Annotated in this window: 21 protein-coding genes; 7 read left to right on the top strand and 14 right to left on the bottom strand. The window is 39.6% G+C overall.

What is annotated here, in order from left to right; all coding sequences use genetic code 11:
• Positions 1-24: 24 nt before the first annotated feature.
• The 6 genes from LI126_RS08345 to LI126_RS08320 all read left to right on the top strand — a co-directional run bounded on the left by LI126_RS08345 (position 25) and on the right by LI126_RS08320 (position 4,497).
• The gene (locus tag LI126_RS08345) at positions 25-717 is read left to right on the top strand and encodes a YggS family pyridoxal phosphate-dependent enzyme (protein WP_015529234.1); all 693 of its coding nucleotides are present in this window, start codon (positions 25-27) and stop codon (positions 715-717) included.
• Between the two features lie 137 nt (positions 718-854).
• Complete coding sequence (locus LI126_RS08340) at positions 855-1,397, top strand: cell division protein SepF (RefSeq protein ID WP_055163187.1); 543 nt, start codon at positions 855-857, stop codon at positions 1,395-1,397.
• Positions 1,398-1,437: 40 nt separating this feature from the next.
• Positions 1,438-2,238 carry a YlmH family RNA-binding protein gene (locus tag LI126_RS08335; protein ID WP_117497019.1) on the top strand — a complete coding sequence of 267 codons (801 nt, stop codon included), beginning with the start codon at positions 1,438-1,440 and terminating at the stop codon, positions 2,236-2,238.
• Between the two features lie 35 nt (positions 2,239-2,273).
• On the top strand, positions 2,274-2,792 hold the full coding sequence (gene lspA, locus LI126_RS08330) for a signal peptidase II (RefSeq protein ID WP_020436001.1): 519 nt from the start codon (positions 2,274-2,276) through the stop codon (positions 2,790-2,792).
• Positions 2,793-2,823: 31 nt separating this feature from the next.
• Positions 2,824-3,738: an RluA family pseudouridine synthase gene (locus tag LI126_RS08325; RefSeq protein ID WP_227165186.1), complete on the top strand. Its 915-nt coding sequence runs from the start codon at positions 2,824-2,826 to the stop codon at positions 3,736-3,738.
• Between the two features lie 108 nt (positions 3,739-3,846).
• Positions 3,847-4,497, top strand: coding sequence for a cytidylate kinase-like family protein (locus tag LI126_RS08320; RefSeq protein WP_015529229.1), 651 nt, complete (start codon positions 3,847-3,849; stop codon positions 4,495-4,497).
• A 94-nt stretch (positions 4,498-4,591) separates the two neighbouring features.
• On the opposite strand, the gene LI126_RS08315 is transcribed toward LI126_RS08320, so the two are convergent.
• Positions 4,592-5,662, bottom strand: coding sequence for a tyrosine-type recombinase/integrase (locus LI126_RS08315; RefSeq protein ID WP_055145480.1), 1,071 nt, complete (start codon positions 5,660-5,662; stop codon positions 4,592-4,594).
• Between the two features lie 248 nt (positions 5,663-5,910).
• Positions 5,911-6,270, bottom strand: a complete 360-nt coding sequence (locus tag LI126_RS08310; protein ID WP_226900857.1) for a LysM peptidoglycan-binding domain-containing protein — start codon at positions 6,268-6,270, stop codon at positions 5,911-5,913.
• Positions 6,271-6,488: 218 nt separating this feature from the next.
• Here LI126_RS08310 and lexA point away from each other — a divergent pair, with 218 nt between their 5' ends.
• Positions 6,489-7,103, top strand: coding sequence for a transcriptional repressor LexA (gene lexA / locus LI126_RS08305; protein ID WP_015529226.1), 615 nt, complete (start codon positions 6,489-6,491; stop codon positions 7,101-7,103).
• A gap of 106 nt (positions 7,104-7,209) precedes the next feature.
• On the opposite strand, the gene rsfS is transcribed toward lexA, so the two are convergent.
• The 12 genes from rsfS to LI126_RS08245 all read right to left on the bottom strand — a co-directional run bounded on the left by rsfS (position 7,210) and on the right by LI126_RS08245 (position 15,473).
• Positions 7,210-7,566: a ribosome silencing factor gene (gene rsfS, locus LI126_RS08300; RefSeq protein ID WP_015529223.1), complete on the bottom strand. Its 357-nt coding sequence runs from the start codon at positions 7,564-7,566 to the stop codon at positions 7,210-7,212.
• Positions 7,567-7,572: 6 nt separating this feature from the next.
• Complete coding sequence (gene yqeK, locus LI126_RS08295; RefSeq protein ID WP_054751205.1) at positions 7,573-8,148, bottom strand: bis(5'-nucleosyl)-tetraphosphatase (symmetrical) YqeK; 576 nt, start codon at positions 8,146-8,148, stop codon at positions 7,573-7,575.
• A gap of 128 nt (positions 8,149-8,276) precedes the next feature.
• Positions 8,277-8,879, bottom strand: coding sequence for a nicotinate-nucleotide adenylyltransferase (gene nadD, locus LI126_RS08290; protein WP_054751204.1), 603 nt, complete (start codon positions 8,877-8,879; stop codon positions 8,277-8,279).
• 105 nt (positions 8,880-8,984) lie between these two features.
• The gene (gene yhbY / locus LI126_RS08285; protein WP_015529221.1) at positions 8,985-9,278 is read right to left on the bottom strand and encodes a ribosome assembly RNA-binding protein YhbY; all 294 of its coding nucleotides are present in this window, start codon (positions 9,276-9,278) and stop codon (positions 8,985-8,987) included.
• A gap of 10 nt (positions 9,279-9,288) precedes the next feature.
• Positions 9,289-10,572 (bottom strand): GTPase ObgE, encoded by a 1,284-nt coding sequence (gene obgE / locus LI126_RS08280; RefSeq protein WP_020435994.1) that lies wholly within the window; start codon positions 10,570-10,572, stop codon positions 9,289-9,291.
• A gap of 197 nt (positions 10,573-10,769) precedes the next feature.
• Positions 10,770-11,054: a 50S ribosomal protein L27 gene (rpmA, locus tag LI126_RS08275; RefSeq protein ID WP_015529219.1), complete on the bottom strand. Its 285-nt coding sequence runs from the start codon at positions 11,052-11,054 to the stop codon at positions 10,770-10,772.
• A 5-nt stretch (positions 11,055-11,059) separates the two neighbouring features.
• Complete coding sequence (locus LI126_RS08270) at positions 11,060-11,392, bottom strand: ribosomal-processing cysteine protease Prp (RefSeq protein ID WP_117497006.1); 333 nt, start codon at positions 11,390-11,392, stop codon at positions 11,060-11,062.
• Between the two features lie 10 nt (positions 11,393-11,402).
• Entirely contained in the window at positions 11,403-11,711 is a 309-nt protein-coding gene (gene rplU / locus LI126_RS08265) for a 50S ribosomal protein L21 (RefSeq protein ID WP_015529217.1), read from the bottom strand.
• Between the two features lie 108 nt (positions 11,712-11,819).
• On the bottom strand, positions 11,820-12,239 hold the full coding sequence (locus tag LI126_RS08260) for a CBS domain-containing protein (RefSeq protein WP_015529216.1): 420 nt from the start codon (positions 12,237-12,239) through the stop codon (positions 11,820-11,822).
• Positions 12,240-12,261: 22 nt separating this feature from the next.
• On the bottom strand, positions 12,262-13,581 hold the full coding sequence (locus LI126_RS08255; RefSeq protein ID WP_227165185.1) for an aspartate kinase: 1,320 nt from the start codon (positions 13,579-13,581) through the stop codon (positions 12,262-12,264).
• 171 nt (positions 13,582-13,752) lie between these two features.
• On the bottom strand, positions 13,753-14,232 hold the full coding sequence (gene ybaK / locus LI126_RS08250; RefSeq protein WP_015529191.1) for a Cys-tRNA(Pro) deacylase: 480 nt from the start codon (positions 14,230-14,232) through the stop codon (positions 13,753-13,755).
• Between the two features lie 44 nt (positions 14,233-14,276).
• A complete protein-coding gene (locus LI126_RS08245; protein WP_227165184.1) occupies positions 14,277-15,473 on the bottom strand; it encodes a ribonuclease E/G in 1,197 nt (398 codons plus the stop codon).
• Between the last annotated feature and the right edge of the window lie 2 nt (positions 15,474-15,475).

The raw sequence follows: 15,475 nt of genomic DNA, 5'->3' as shown, positions 1-15,475 counted from the left end.
AATTTAAAAAAGGAGAGATAACTTATGCTAGAAACACAGTTAAAAGAAGTAGAAGCAAAGATTCAGGCAGCCTGTGACCGTGCCGGACGCAAGCGGGAAGAAGTTACATTGATCGCCGTAAGTAAGACAAAACCGATAGAAATGCTTCAGGAAGCTTACGATCTCGGTGTCCGTGTGTTTGGTGAGAATAAAGTGCAGGAAATCACAGCCAAATACGATGCACTTCCTGATGATATCCACTGGCACATGATCGGACATCTGCAGACCAATAAGGTAAAATATATTATTGATAAAGTAGATCTGATCCACTCTGTCGATTCTGTCAAGCTTGCAGAGACAATTGAAAAGGAAGCTGCAAAACATAATCTTACAGCTAATATTTTAATTGAAGTAAATGTTGCTCAGGAAGAAAGTAAGTTTGGACTTAAAACAGAAGAAGTTCTCCCGTTTATTGAAAAGATTGCAAATTTCGAACATATCAAGGTCTGCGGACTGATGACAATTGCACCTTTTGTCGATAACCCGGAAGAAAATCGTCAAATTTTCGCAAATTTACATAAATTATCTGTTGACATTAATGAGAAAAACATTGATAATGTTTATGTGAACATACTTTCAATGGGAATGACCAATGATTACGAGGTTGCCATAGAAGAGGGAGCAACTATGGTTCGAGTTGGAACTGGTATCTTTGGTGCAAGGAACTATAATATCTGACTTAATTTATTAACCTGATGAATGAGTTACTGTTTACAATATTTTTGAACAGTAATTGAATAGTATCATTTTTTCGTTGGATCGTATGAATAAAAAAGAGCGCCACCTGAAAAAGGGGACAAGATAGGAGTGTAAAAATGGGTGTATTTGATAAATTTCTTGACATCATGAAGTTAAATGATGACGATTATGATGACGATGAATTTTATGATGATGATGATTTTGCAGATGACGGTGATTTTGAGGAAAAACCGCGTCGTTCTTTCTTCGGTAAGAAGAATAATAAAGAGGAATCTTTCAATGACTTTGATGCTGATGAAGATAAGAAGTTTCAGCCTTCTGCTTCCAGCAAGGTTACACCAATGCGTCCTGCTGCAAAACACGGCGGAAACATGGAAGTATGCGTTGTAAAACCAACTTCTGTAGATGATTCCCGTGAGATCACAGAGACATTACTTGCAGGCCGTACTGTAATCCTTAACTTAGAAGGTATGGATCTTGAGATTGCTCAGAGAATTATTGATTTTATTTCCGGAGCAGCATTTGCGATCAGCGGAAACCTTCAGAAGATTTCCAGCTATATCTTCCTTGTTACACCTACAAATGTTGATATTTCCGGTGATCTTCAGGATCTTCTCAGTGGATCTATGGAAACACCAAGTGTTCGTGGAAGATACTAGAATTTAACTTCAACTATAGGAACTGGATTTTAGAATTATTATGATAAAAGAAAATCAGAAAAAAGAAACAAAGCTTTTGGAACACAGATTTATTGAACTTTCCAGAATTGCTTTTGAACGTGAAATTGTTACATATTCGGATTTTCTTAACCTGAATGATCAGAATATCCTGCATACCCTGCCAAAGAACAAGCTTTATTCAAGATATGTCCTCTTTGGCGGGTATGATATGGCGGAGCGTCAGATGGCTGCATTTATCCCTGAGGCTCTTTCTTTGCGTTATGGGGTATCTGATATTACTCCGAAAGAGATTGATTATCCGTTTTGTGCCGTGAAAATAGAACCAAAAAATAAAAGATTTTCCGAAGACCTGACTCACAGGGATTTTCTTGGTTCCATATTAAATCTTGGGATTGACCGTTCAAAAACCGGAGATATTCTTGTGACAGAAGATTCAGCACTTCTTTTTATCAATAAGGACCTTGTATCTGTTGTAACAGAAGACTTAACCCGGGTTCGCCACACTGTTATAAATAGTTCTGTCATCAACTTAGATATGATAAACTACACACCTGATTTCCAGCAGATAAAAGGAACTGTTTCATCTGTTCGCTTAGACAGCCTACTTCCACTTGCATTTTCTTCTTCCAGAAGTAAACTATCCGGACTCATTGAAGGCGCAAAGGTCTTTGTAAACGGCAAATTGATTACAAGCAATGGATATCAGGTAAAAGAAGGAGATCTTATCTCTGTACGCGGATTAGGTAAGTTCCGTTTTGAGGAAGCGGGGAAAATCACTAAAAAGAATCGGATCAGTGTAACTATTCAGAAATATGTATAATCTAAAAAGCTTAGAAAAGAGGAGCTTATCGACTCATGAATAATACAAAAACAAAGACAAAGAGTTATCTTTTCGCTGCCATTGGGTTTCTGCTCACATTAGCACTTGACCAATGGACCAAATATCTTGCATCTACTATCTTACGCCGTCTCGAGTCTTTCTCTTTGATTTCCGGAGTTTTTGAACTTCGCTATCTTGAGAACCGCGGAGCTGCATTTGGTATTATGCAGAATCGACAGATTGTGTTTGTAGTCGGAGGTATTATTATACTTGCTGTCATTTTGTATCTGTACCAGAAGATGCCATTTACACCACATTACAGACCACTGCGTATCTGTGCTGTACTGCTTGCATCCGGAGCTGTGGGAAATATGATCGATCGTGTGAAACTTGATTATGTTGTTGACTTTTTCTATTTCCGACTGATTGATTTTCCAATCTTTAATGTTGCAGACTGCTATGTTGTAATTGCATGTATTTTATTTGTTGTTCTCATTTTATTTTATTATAAGGACGACAACGATTTTGAGTTTTTAAATTTTAAGAACAGATAAAAACGCACAACAGGAAGGATTCTGAAAGCTTATGGAAGAACTTCATTTTAATGCGGATATTACAGGGGAAAGGATCGATAAATTCCTTGACGGGAGAATAGAGAGCCTTTCCCGTTCTTATATCCAGAAATTAATTAAAGAAAAAAAAATTCTTGTAAATCAATTACCGATTAAAGCGAATTACAAGTTAACAACAGGGGATACTATCATTCTTCAGATCCCTGACCCGGAACCACTTGATATTCAGCCTGAAAATATTCCTCTGGATATTCTCTATGAAGATGATGACATTCTCGTCGTTAACAAACCAAAAGGAATGGTTGTACATCCTGCACCGGGACATTACAGCCATACGCTGGTCAATGCGGTTCTATATCACTGTGGAGAAAACCTGTCGGGAATCAATGGTGTAATCCGTCCGGGAATCGTCCATCGGATTGACATGAATACAACCGGTTCCCTTCTGATCTGCAAAAATGATAAAGCTCATCAGATTCTTGCAGAACAATTAAAAGAACATTCTATCACAAGAAAGTATCACGCTATCGTACATGGCAATCTGAAGGAGGATACAGGCACTGTGAACGCTCCGATCGGTCGGCACCCTACAGATCGTAAGAAGATGAGTACAAAAGCACCAAATGGGCGACATGCAGTCACTCATTACCGTGTATTGGAAAGATTTGGTAATTTTACCTACATTGAGTGCCAGCTTGAAACCGGTCGGACACATCAGATCCGTGTTCATATGTCCAGTATCGGACATCCAATTCTGGGCGATGAGATTTATGGTCCTGCAAAATGTCCTTATAAACTCCAGGGACAGACTTTGCATGCAAAAATCCTTGGTATCACTCATCCATCTACAGGAGAATATATAGAATTTGACGCACCTTTGCCAGACTATTTTAAAGATTTATTAAATAAATTAAGAAAACAAAACTAAGTATAAGAAATGGTGTAGGAAATAGTGAATTGACATTGTCTTTTTTCATCTTTTTGGTTATAATATAGATAAGATTTCGCATAGACTTGAAAAGGAGTGTGGCTTATTATGAAGACAAATACTATTATAACAATCGGACGTCAGTACGGAAGTGGTGGAAAAGAGATCGGACATTTCGTTGCCGAGGCATTTGGAATTAAATTATACGACAAGGAAATGCTTGCGCGTGCAGCAAAAGAAAGTGGTATCTGTGAGGAATTATTTGAGACTCATGACGAAAAGCCAACGAACAGTTTTCTATATTCTCTTGTGATGGATACATATTCTATGGGATATGCCGGCAACACATACACTGAGATGCCTATCAATCACAAAGTTTTTCTTGCACAGTTTGATGCAATTAAAAAGATTGCAGATGAGGGACCATGTGTCCTGGTAGGCCGTTGTGCAGATTATGCACTTGAATCCTATCCAAATGTTGTCAGCATCTTCATTCGTGCAGATATGGAAGATCGTATTCGTCGTGTAGCAACAAGACTTGATCTTACGGATGCAAAAGCAAAAGATCTGATCAATAAGACGGATAAAAAGAGAGCAAGCTATTACAATTATTATACAAACAAGAAGTGGGGCGAGGCAGCCAGCTATGAGCTTTGCTTAAACAGTTCTGAACTCGGAGTACAAGGTACAGCGAAAGCAATTGAACAGTATATTCTTTTAAAAGAAAGTATTGAAAAAGAAGCCAGAAATATTGTTTAATCTTATTTATTAAAATGTATAGTGCAAAGGATACAGAAGAGCAGTAGTGCATTCTTTCTGTATCCTTTTTATCTATTCTTATTTTTTTTACTTCCTATACTTCACGAAGCTTTACAGCACCTGCCGCCTGACGGCGTCGGTCTTCATCGATTGCTGCATAATGTTTCTTTGTTGTATTGACATCTTTATGCCCCAGAACATCTGCGACAAGATAAATGTCTCCGGTTTCTTTATAAAGTGCTGTTCCGTAAGTGCTGCGCAGTTTATGTGGAGTTATCTTCTTATTCGGAGTGACCTCCCTGGCGTACTTCTTTACCATATTTTCAACTGCCTGAACGCCCATCCGTTTTCGCTGGGTAGACAAGAACAGTGCGTTTTCGTGACCGGAGAGTGGTACAGTTTGCTTTCTGGTCGTGTAAAGATACGTCTTTAATGCATTCTCAACCTCTTCACCGAAATACACAACCATCTGATTCCCACCTTTTCGTGTTACAGTAATTCCGTTATTCTTAAAATCAATATCCTGAAGATCCAGTCCAACACATTCTGATACACGGATTCCTGTTCCAAGCAGAAGCGTCAGAATTGCCAGATCTCGATTTTTTGTCTTTTCAAAATAGGCTTTCCGCTGACCTGTAAGATTATCCCCTCCATGATCAACATAATCCAGGAGCATTGCGATCTCATCCGTATCAAGCCGTATAATCGCTTTCTCATGCAGCTTAGGCATCTCTACAAGCAACGTAGGGTTCTTGCTGATAATTTGCCGTTTAAAATAATATCCATAAAAGCTACGAAGCGCAGACATCTTTCTTGCAAGTCCCTTTTCTGTGTTCGTGATACATTTTTCTTCGTCATTCTTATAGACCTTCAGATATTCCTGGTATTCCTCAATATCTACAGGCTCCAGGCGTTCCAGATCATGTACCTCAAATTGTTCGATCGTATAATTTTTATAAACCGGATTATTCTCCATAAGGAAATGAAAGAAAACACGGATATCATAGGCATAAGAAATCCTGGTCCGCGCAGATGTCGTTGGTTCCACCGCACGAAAATAATCCTTTGCAAATGGAGGTAATGTCTTCAGGATCTCTCTGAGACGTAATGTGTTATCTATATATGTCTGTTCATGATATGTTTTTCTGTTAGAAGTTTCTGCCATATTAAAAGCTCCTTTATAGATTCAAATGTACTGAAATCCCATATTTCTTATATATTTTAACATAAGTACTGTTTTTCGTCTATATCTTTTGGAAAAATCGGTATTTGTCGTATAGATTGATTTCTGTTAATAAAATCCGAAGAGACTATCTGCTGCTATTTAAAGCGCTATTTCTGGAAAGCAGATAGCAATCTTCTTCGGATTCAGGGAGTGTATATATCAATACATAGGGTGTATATTGATACCATTTAGAATTTTTCGTAAGCGATCATCAGGTATTGACCTGCATGAATCGTATCCGAATCAAGATGATTCATCACCTTAAGTGCTTCTACATATTCGCTTACGGAGCCATATCCGTCTGTAATTGTTTCTTCTGCAATGCTCCAAAGGCTGTCACCTGGTTCAATTAATCTGCTTGTGTAACAGATCTCAATAGCATCTGAAGTTCTCTGATTATCTATTTCCTTTGCCGAAACTCGGAACATTCCAAAGTACATACAGCTGCAGAGAATAAAAAGAATACTGCATATTACCAAACCAGAATGACGAATAACACCATGTTTCTTCTTTGAATTTACTGAATGATTTCCTGAATACTTTTTCATAATCCTTTTCCTCTCTTTTCGCTTACTGTATACCTATCTTCTATTATTGCTATACATCGAACGTCTGTTCTTTTATGTTTTCATTATATCGTTCGAACAAATGTTTGTCAAGCATTTTACTTCATAAAACCGAACATATTTTCGCAACAAATGTTTGCTTTCTAAAAAATGCTGTGTTATTATGTTCTTATGATTATAGTAGATTCGGAGGGAACAATATGTCAGAAGGGAATATTACTCCTAAGCAGAAAGAGATTTTAGAATATATAAAAGACCAGATTTTAACAAGAGGCTTTCCGCCGGCAGTTCGTGAGATCTGTGAGGCTGTGAATTTAAAGTCTACCTCTTCCGTTCATTCGCATCTGGAGACGCTGGAAAAGAATGGTTACATAAGAAGAGACCCTACCAAGCCTCGTGCAATTGAGATTCTGGATGATAATTTCAACCTGACAAGAAGAGAGATGGTGAATATTCCGATCATAGGCCGTGTCGCTGCCGGCGAACCGCTTCTTGCAGAACAGAATATTGAAGATTATTTTCCTATTCCTGTAGAATATATGCCAAACAAGCAGACATTTATGCTCCAGGTACAAGGTGAAAGTATGATCAATGCAGGAATTCTGAGTGGGGATTATGTTATTGTTGAGCAGACTCCATCTGCTGAAAATGGGGAACAGGTAGTTGCACTGATTGAAGATGGCGCTACAGTCAAGACTTTCTATCGTGAAGAAGGTATTATCCGCCTGCAGCCGGAAAATGATGCATATGATCCGATCATTCTTACAGATGTCACTATCCTGGGTAAGGTAATCGGTGTTATCCGTATGTATTAAATCTCATTACTGGATATAGGATTTTTAATTAGAACTCAAAGTATAAAAAACTGGCAGAATGTAGTACTCCACTACTCTTCTGCCAGTTTTTTATAACTCTCACTATTTATGCTTCAAGATCTTCAACAGACACATGATGTCCATCTTTCCAGATTCTCTCCAAATTGTAGAACTGTCTGTTCTCACGATCAAAGACGTGTACAATAATATCACCAAAATCAAGTAACACCCATCTTCCGGATGCATTTCCTTCTCTCTGTACCAGAGAATATCCTGCTTTATGCAATTCTTCCTCCACATTGTCCACAAGGGCATTCACCTGACTGTCACTGTTTCCATTTACGATCAGGAAATAATCTGCAAGTACAGACACGCCTGAGATATCGATGATCTGGATATCTTCTCCTTTTTTATCACTGAGGGCTGTATATGCCAGCTTTGCCATTTCTTTTGACTGATTCATCTTTTATTATTCTCCTTTGTCGCTATAATATTGATAAGTTTCAATGCTCATCGGATCTACCGGCTTACCATTCTTACGCAGATAATTAACCGTATTCCCTGCACAAAGACAGATTGCATGGTCAATATCGACAAACACAGTTTCACGGATCTCCTGAAGACCAGGAATTATCTTTCTGTTCGGTTCAATATAATCAGCAATATAAATAATCTTCTCAAGCATTGTCATCTCCGGTCGTCCTGTTGTATGCCATGTAATTGCACTTAAAACGCCTTTATTGGTCACACCATACTCTTTCTCCGCGAAATATGCTCCCAGTTTCGCATGGACCAATGCCGGCATCTCAAGTTCTGATTGTGTAAGCGGAATACCGTGTTTTTGACATCTCTCAACCTGTTCCTGCGCAGAACCATACTTTCCACAATCATGCAGAAGTCCTGCCATCATAGCATCATCGATATCTTCATGATAACGCATTGCAAGAGATGCTGCTGTATACATAACTCCAATTGTATGTTCAAAACGATCTTTTTTCAGCTTTTTTTCCAGTTGTTTTCTAATGTCAATGAAAGCTTCTTTCATAATCGTGTTCTATCTCCTCTCTGGTTACTGTTCACTCCCGTGTCAATCACTTCGCTGATTGACACGGAGGATGCATGCTTTGGCTTGAATGCATCTCGTCATTTTGACAAGTGCAGATAAAATATGCTTTAAATATATAGATTCTTTTCTTTAATATAATCCGCGACAACATCAGGCACCATATAACGCACGCTGAGTCCCTTTGCTGCCCTTTCTCTTATTGTAGTAGAGGAAATCTCTACCAACGGTGCGCGAAGCAGTTCTATATGTGCTCCGTATGCTTCCGTGAGATATCGTATCTGTCCCTTCATTGCTGAAGCATCTTTGTCGTCACGCATTGCTGCAAGAATCGTACAGGTCGTAAAAATTTCTCTGAAATCTTTCCACTCTTCAAAAGCAAACAGAGAATCCGCTCCGAGAATAAAATAAAATTCATCATTTGGGTAGATCTCGTTAAAATGCCTCATTGTATGATACGTATAAGAGTGCTTCTTCGTATCCGCTTCTGAAAGATTCAATGAGAAATTCGGATTACTTTTTATTGCAAGACGAACCATCTCGATCCTGTGATGCATTGCTTCTTCTGTATCGAGTGTCTCTTTGTGTGGAGGATTTCCATTCGGTAAAAACCAAATCTCATCAAGTCCAAAATCTTCATAAGCAAACTCACCAAGAAGAAGATGACCGATATGAATCGGCTCAAATGTACCACCCATAATACCAATCTTCATTGTCTATACCCGTTCCTTTTCTACTATGGAAAACACGCTCTGCGAGTTTCCTATATTCAAATTCAGCTTCCGAATCATATAATAACTCAGAAGCTGAAAAAATAATTATTTTGGAAGCTGAATTTTCTTTTTATCGTCTTTTCCTTCTTTGTAAAGAACGATTTTCTTTCCGATTACCTGAACAACCTGAGACTGTGTTCTCTCTGCAAGTGTCTCTGCGATTTCTCTCGGGTCATCCATGCAGTTCTTTAAAACACTGATTTTGATCAGCTCACGTGCTTCCAGTGCCTCGGCAATTGCCTCCGTAAGTCCCGGATTCATGCTTGCTTTTCCAACCTGGAAAATCGGATCCATTGTCATCGCAAGTCCTTTTAAATAGGCTCTCTGTTTTGTAGTCATAATATTCTCCTTATTTATAATAATCAAACTGAAGTCCGTACATTCTAACTGTGTCACCTTCCTGGATGCCAGCTCTCTCAAGATCTGCAAGAATACCTGAATCTTTCAGGAACTTCTGGAAGAATGCAAATCCCTTCTCTGAATCAAGATTCGTATATCCAAGCATTTTCTCAATCTTCGGACCTTCAACTACATACATTCCATCTGCCTGTTCTACCGTATAAGGAAGATCTTCATAGATCAGTTCATCATCCGGGAAGTATTCCTGCTCGAATACTACCGGTTTCTGATCCAGCTTCTGAAGCTCATTACTTACGTAGTAGAGAAGATCGGAGATTCCTTTTCCTGTAGCTCCGGAAATAGGAAATACTTTGATTCCCTTTGGCTCAAACTCATCTTTCAGGCGCTGAACCGGATCATCTTCCGGATCATAGATCAGATCCGTCTTGTTCGCTGCGATTACCTGCGGACGTTCCGCAATTTCCGGATTATAAGCAGCAAGCTCTGCATTGATCTTATGAATATCATCAACCGGATCACGTCCTTCTGTTCCGGCTGCATCAACAACATGGATCATTAACTTTGTTCTCTCGATATGGCGAAGGAACTCATGTCCAAGACCAACACCTTCGGATGCACCCTCAATTAGTCCCGGGATATCAGCCATAACGAATCCCTTTGCTCCATCCAGATCGACAACACCGAGATTCGGATTCAATGTTGTGAAATGATAGTTTGCAATTTTCGGTTCCGCATTTGTAACACGGGAAAGCAATGTAGATTTACCAACGTTCGGGAAACCAATCAGACCCACATCTGCAATCACCTTCAATTCCAGATTCACTTCCAGCTCTCTTGCCGGCTGTCCCGGCTGTGCATACTTCGGAACCTGCATGGTAGAAGTAGCAAAATGCTGATTTCCAAGTCCGCCTCTTCCGCCTTTTAAGACAACCTGACGTCTGTTCTCTCCGGACATATCAGCGATAACTTTTCCTGTAACAGATTCTTTAATTACTGTACCTTCCGGCACACGAAGAACAAGGTCTTTTCCGTCCTTACCGTGACAGCGGCGCTTTCCGCCCTGTTCCCCATCTTCGGCAGCAAATTTTCTCTTATGTCTGTAGTCAACAAGAGTATTCAGCCCTTCATCTACTTCGAAGATCAGGTCTCCGCCGTGTCCACCGTCTCCACCGTCCGGTCCGCCGTTTGGTACATACAGTTCTCTGCGGAAGCTGCAGTGACCGTCTCCGCCTTTACCGGAACGGATCAATATCTTAGCTCTGTCTGCAAACATATTATTCTCCTCTTAATTTGTATCAACAACTGTTTCTATATCTTTATTCACATCATATATGCGTAAATTTCTTCATCATCTGACAATAAAAGATTTCTTTGAAAGAAAAAGCCTCAGACCTTAAAAAACGTCTGAGGCTTCCTTTTGCCATGTATGCGAGTGAAAAGATTCCGTCGGAACTTTCCAGCCAAAACTGATTACTCAGCTACTGGATAGATAGAAACCTGTTTCTTATCTCTTCCTTTTCTTTCAAATCTTACTACACCGTCTACAAGTGCAAACAGAGTGTCATCTCCACCGCGTCCTACGTTAAGTCCTGGATGGATCTTTGTTCCACGCTGTCTGTAAAGAATGTTACCAGCTTTTACAAACTGTCCGTCTGCTCTTTTAGCGCCCAGTCTCTTTGCCTCGGAGTCACGACCGTTCTTTGTAGAACCAACTCCTTTTTTATGAGCGAAAAACTGAAGATTCATTTTCATCATGGTAATTACACCTCCTTGAAAATTATGTCGATATATTTCTCGTAGTCATTGCTGTCTTCTATCTCTTCCAGACCAAGAATCATGGAATCCAGCAATAATGTGGCATCATGTGATGGTATTCCGTCAAAACGGAACTCAATACTTCCGGTATCTTCATCCGAAACGCAGCTTGTCTCATCATCTGTAAAACGCTCAATTGAATTCAGCGCATTGATCACGAGAGCGGATACTCCGGCACAGACAATGTCTTCACCGGCCTCTGCATATCCCGCATGACCCTCCATATCAAACCCAGCATATTCCTGCCGTTCGGTCTTATAAATGGTTACCTTAATCATCAGAAACAGATTAAGCGTTGATCTTTTCGATCTTTACTTCTGTGTACTGCTGTCTGTGACCGTTTTTCTTATGGTATCCAGATTTTCTCTTATACTTGTAAACGATAACTTTCTTTGCTTTACCGTCACCGATTACAGAAGCTGTAACTGTTGCACCTTCAACTGTCGGGTTACCAACAACCATCTTGTCGTTGTTAACTGCAAGTACCTGGTCAAATGTATAAGTCTCACCAGCTTCTACCCCAAGTTTCTCTACTCTAATGATATCGCCTTCAGCTACTTTGTACTGTTTACCACCTGTTGCTATAATCGCGTACATATGGCACCTCCTATTATCATTACTCGCCAACTATGGTGTCTGAAATCAGAACTTAAATACCTCGTTGTGCGGCATACTCATATATATTAACTTGCAAATTTAGATTTGTCAATAGGGTTCATCTAATTTTTTTATTTTTTCATAACAGTATTCAATAATACTTTTTCTTGTTATGATTCCAATGAATTTCTTCTGGTCATCCACAACCGGAACAAAATTCTGATTCATTGCTTTCTGAAGAAGATCCTCCATATCAGCATCTGCCGATACAGCCTCATAATCTGCTTTTCTTGGAAAATCCTGGATGAAAATTGTCTCTGCCTCTTTCAGGTTCAGATTCGTATACTTCTTGATTCCCCAGAGGATATCTCCTTCTGTCATTGTTCCGACATATTCCCCTGCCTTATTCAGCATTGGAATAGATGCATATTTATGAAATTCCATTGTTTCCAAAACCTGACGTAATGTGCTGTAATCATAAATAAAAGCAACCTCACTCTTCGGTTTCAGAAAAAATAAGATATTCATCTCTTTTCAGCCTTTCTTGGTTTTAAATCTGTGTCAGTACGAAAATCTCATACAATGCTTTGATCGCATTTTTAAAATCATCATGACGTACACCAACGATGATATTAAGCTCACTGGATCCCTGGTCGATCATCTTGACATTAATGTGTGCGTGAGCAAGTGCAGAGAAGATTCTTCCTGCTGTTCCTCTTGTAGACTTCATTCCACGACCTACGATCGCGATCAGTGCAAGATCAGACTCAAGCTCAATGTGATCCGGATCTACCGCTTTGTGAATTCCTGCAAGAATCTGCTGTTCTTTCTCTTCAAACTTATCTTTGTGGACAAAGATTGTCATTGTATCGATTCCAGATGGCATGTGCTCAATAGAAACACCATTGTCTTCAAATACCTGAAGTACTTTACGACAGAAACCAACTTCTGAGTTCATCATCGCTTTTTCAATTGTGATCGCAGCAAATCCGTCTGTTCCGGCAATACCTGTAATAGTATATTTCGGCTGACAGCATGTTGCTTCTACGATAAGTGTTCCTTTGTCTGCCGGTGCATTTGTATTACGGATATTGATCGGAATTCCTGCTCTTCTTACCGGGAAGATCGCATCTTCATGAAGGACACTTGCGCCCATGTAAGAAAGCTCACGAAGCTCTTTATATGTAATTGTCTCAATTGATTTTGATCCTTTTACAATTCTTGGATCTGCAATCAGGAATCCTGATACATCCGTCCAGTTCTCATAAAGATCTGCATTGACTGCACGAGCCACAAGAGAACCTGTGATATCAGAACCACCTCTTGAAAATGTAACTACACGTCCTTCCTCTGTTGCTCCGTAGAATCCCGGGATAACAGCATTCTTAGCCTTTTCAAGTCGTGCAGACATAATTTCATTTGTGATCTCGGACTGGAAATCTCCATTCTCATCAAAACGAACAACCTCTGCTGCATCAATAAATTCAAATCCAAGATATGCAGCCATAATCTTACCATTCAGGAATTCTCCTCTGGATGCTGCATAATTGCTTCCTGCTTTTTCAGAAAAGTTCTTGCGGATCACTTCAAAATCCTCATCTAGGGAGAACTTTAAACCAAGTCCATCAATAATTTCCTGATATCTATCTTTAATTGCTGCAAGCTTCTCTGTGAAATCTTCACCATTCTCAGCAGCCGCATAGCAGCCATAGAGCATATCTGTTACCTTTGTATCAGCTGAAAAACGCTTTCCCGGAGCAGATGGTATAACATATCTTCTGGATTCTTCTGCACGGATAATATTTCCAACTTTTTTAAACTGTTCTGCGCTCGCAAGAGAACTTCCGCCGAACTTTACTACTTTCTTCATTCTTGCTATTCCTCCAATGTAATTCTGCGTTGCTGTTTCGAGTTTCCCGTGAACAGTAACAATACTGCTTTCTGCATTATCGGTTCATTATTATACAGTGTTACGCAGTCCTTGTAAACTTTTAAATAAGAAAACTTATAGGAATTTCTTATAAACATTAATAATAATCAATTAGAACGTGATCTCTCCATATTCCGCCCGTGCAGCCTTTTTCAGATCATCCGGTTTCAATTTGATCTGCATTCCAATCTTCCCGCCACTTACATAAATGTATTCCTGATGCTGTGCACTGGAATCGATCACAGTCGGAAATTGCTTCTTCATTCCGATTGCCGTACAGCCACCACGCACATAACCGGTCACCGCAGTAATATCCTTCACATGGAGCATTTCTACTGATTTTTCCCCGACTGACTTCGCAGCCTTTTTCAGATCAAGCTCTGCCGCAATCGGAATAACAAACACATAATGCCCGCCTGTTTTTCCAACCGTCACAAGCGTCTTATATACCTGTTCATGCGGAAGACCGATTTTATCTGCTGTTGTGATTCCGTCGACAAATTCATCACACTCATAGGTTTCATATTCATATGGGATCTTGTTCCTGTCCAAGATTCTCATTGCATTTGTTTTCAGTTCTTTCTTACTCATTATATTAGCATCTCCTCTGTTGTCTCTGCCTGCAAATGCATCTGCTATTCTATCTCTCTTACTGCTTCATGCAACGGCTTACGCACTTTCTTTCTCGTCACCTCAGCAAGTCCAAGTGCTGTAATATCAACTAATGTTGTCTGGATCGGATCTTTCGCAAGAAAATATCGGAATTCTTTTAATAAAGTTTCCTCATTCTTTTCCTCGTCCTGATTTATAAAATCAATCAGAATGATTCCAGACAGATTACGAAGACGTATCTGTCTAGCTGTTTCCTTCGCTGCCTCCAGATTCATCTTCAATGTAGACTCATCATCACCCTTTTTACGGACGTTTTTCCCGGAATTTACGTCTATCACGGTAAGCGCCTCTGTTACCTGGATCACCAGATATCCTCCATGTTTCAGCCAGACTCTTTCTGCTAAGGCATGTTCAACCGCTGTTTCTGTACTATAAATCTTTCCAAGTGGATAACCACTATCATCATGGAAATGAACCAGTTCCAGATTCTCCGGCATTTCTTTCTTGAAATAGCTGCAAATCTTTTCATATATTTCTGCATCATTCACAAGAATTTCTTCCATGCCATCCATATAGACATTTTTCAGATCTGTAATATAGGACGGTGGAGCAGATTTCAGGCATGAGAAACACACTCTGGAAGCAGCATATTTTAAAAGATGTTCATATTCCGCTTTCAGCTGTTCAATCTCTGTAAGAACATCCTCGAATGCAGCATCTTTCGCATTTGTTCTGATAATAAGACCATACTGGTCATTCTGATATTCTTGAAGGCGCTCCTTATAGGCTTCCCTGTCTTTTTTTGCAATTTTAGAAGATACACCTATTCTTGTATTACCATGCGTCAAAACGGCATATCTGCCTGTCAGACTGATATTACCGGTCACTGTCGGAACCTTTGTCTTTACAGCTTCCCTGCTGATCTGAACTACCAGTTCATCACCGATGCAAAGTGGCTTCTTCCCAATCTTATGCGTAAAAAATGCATTCTGTGCATCTCTTAAATCAAAATAACAATTAACGCCAGGTTCGATCTCAAGAAAAGCTGCCCCTATATTCTGTACGATATTCTGCACTTTAGCGACATATATATCGCCAATCTGATGCACCTTTTCCTGTTCGTCGGACTTTGCACAGTGAATCTCAGCAATCTGATCCTCTTCCAGAAAAAAGGTCCACACATGATTTTCTTTTTTCTCTATCAAAACTTTTCGTTTCATCT

The sequence above is a fragment of the Mediterraneibacter sp. 210702-DFI.5.30 genome (genome assembly GCF_020560115.1).
GTDB classification, from domain to species: domain Bacteria; phylum Bacillota; class Clostridia; order Lachnospirales; family Lachnospiraceae; genus Mediterraneibacter; species Mediterraneibacter faecis.
Note: the sequence above shows the minus strand (reverse complement) of the source record. Positions and strands in the feature narration are given on the sequence as shown.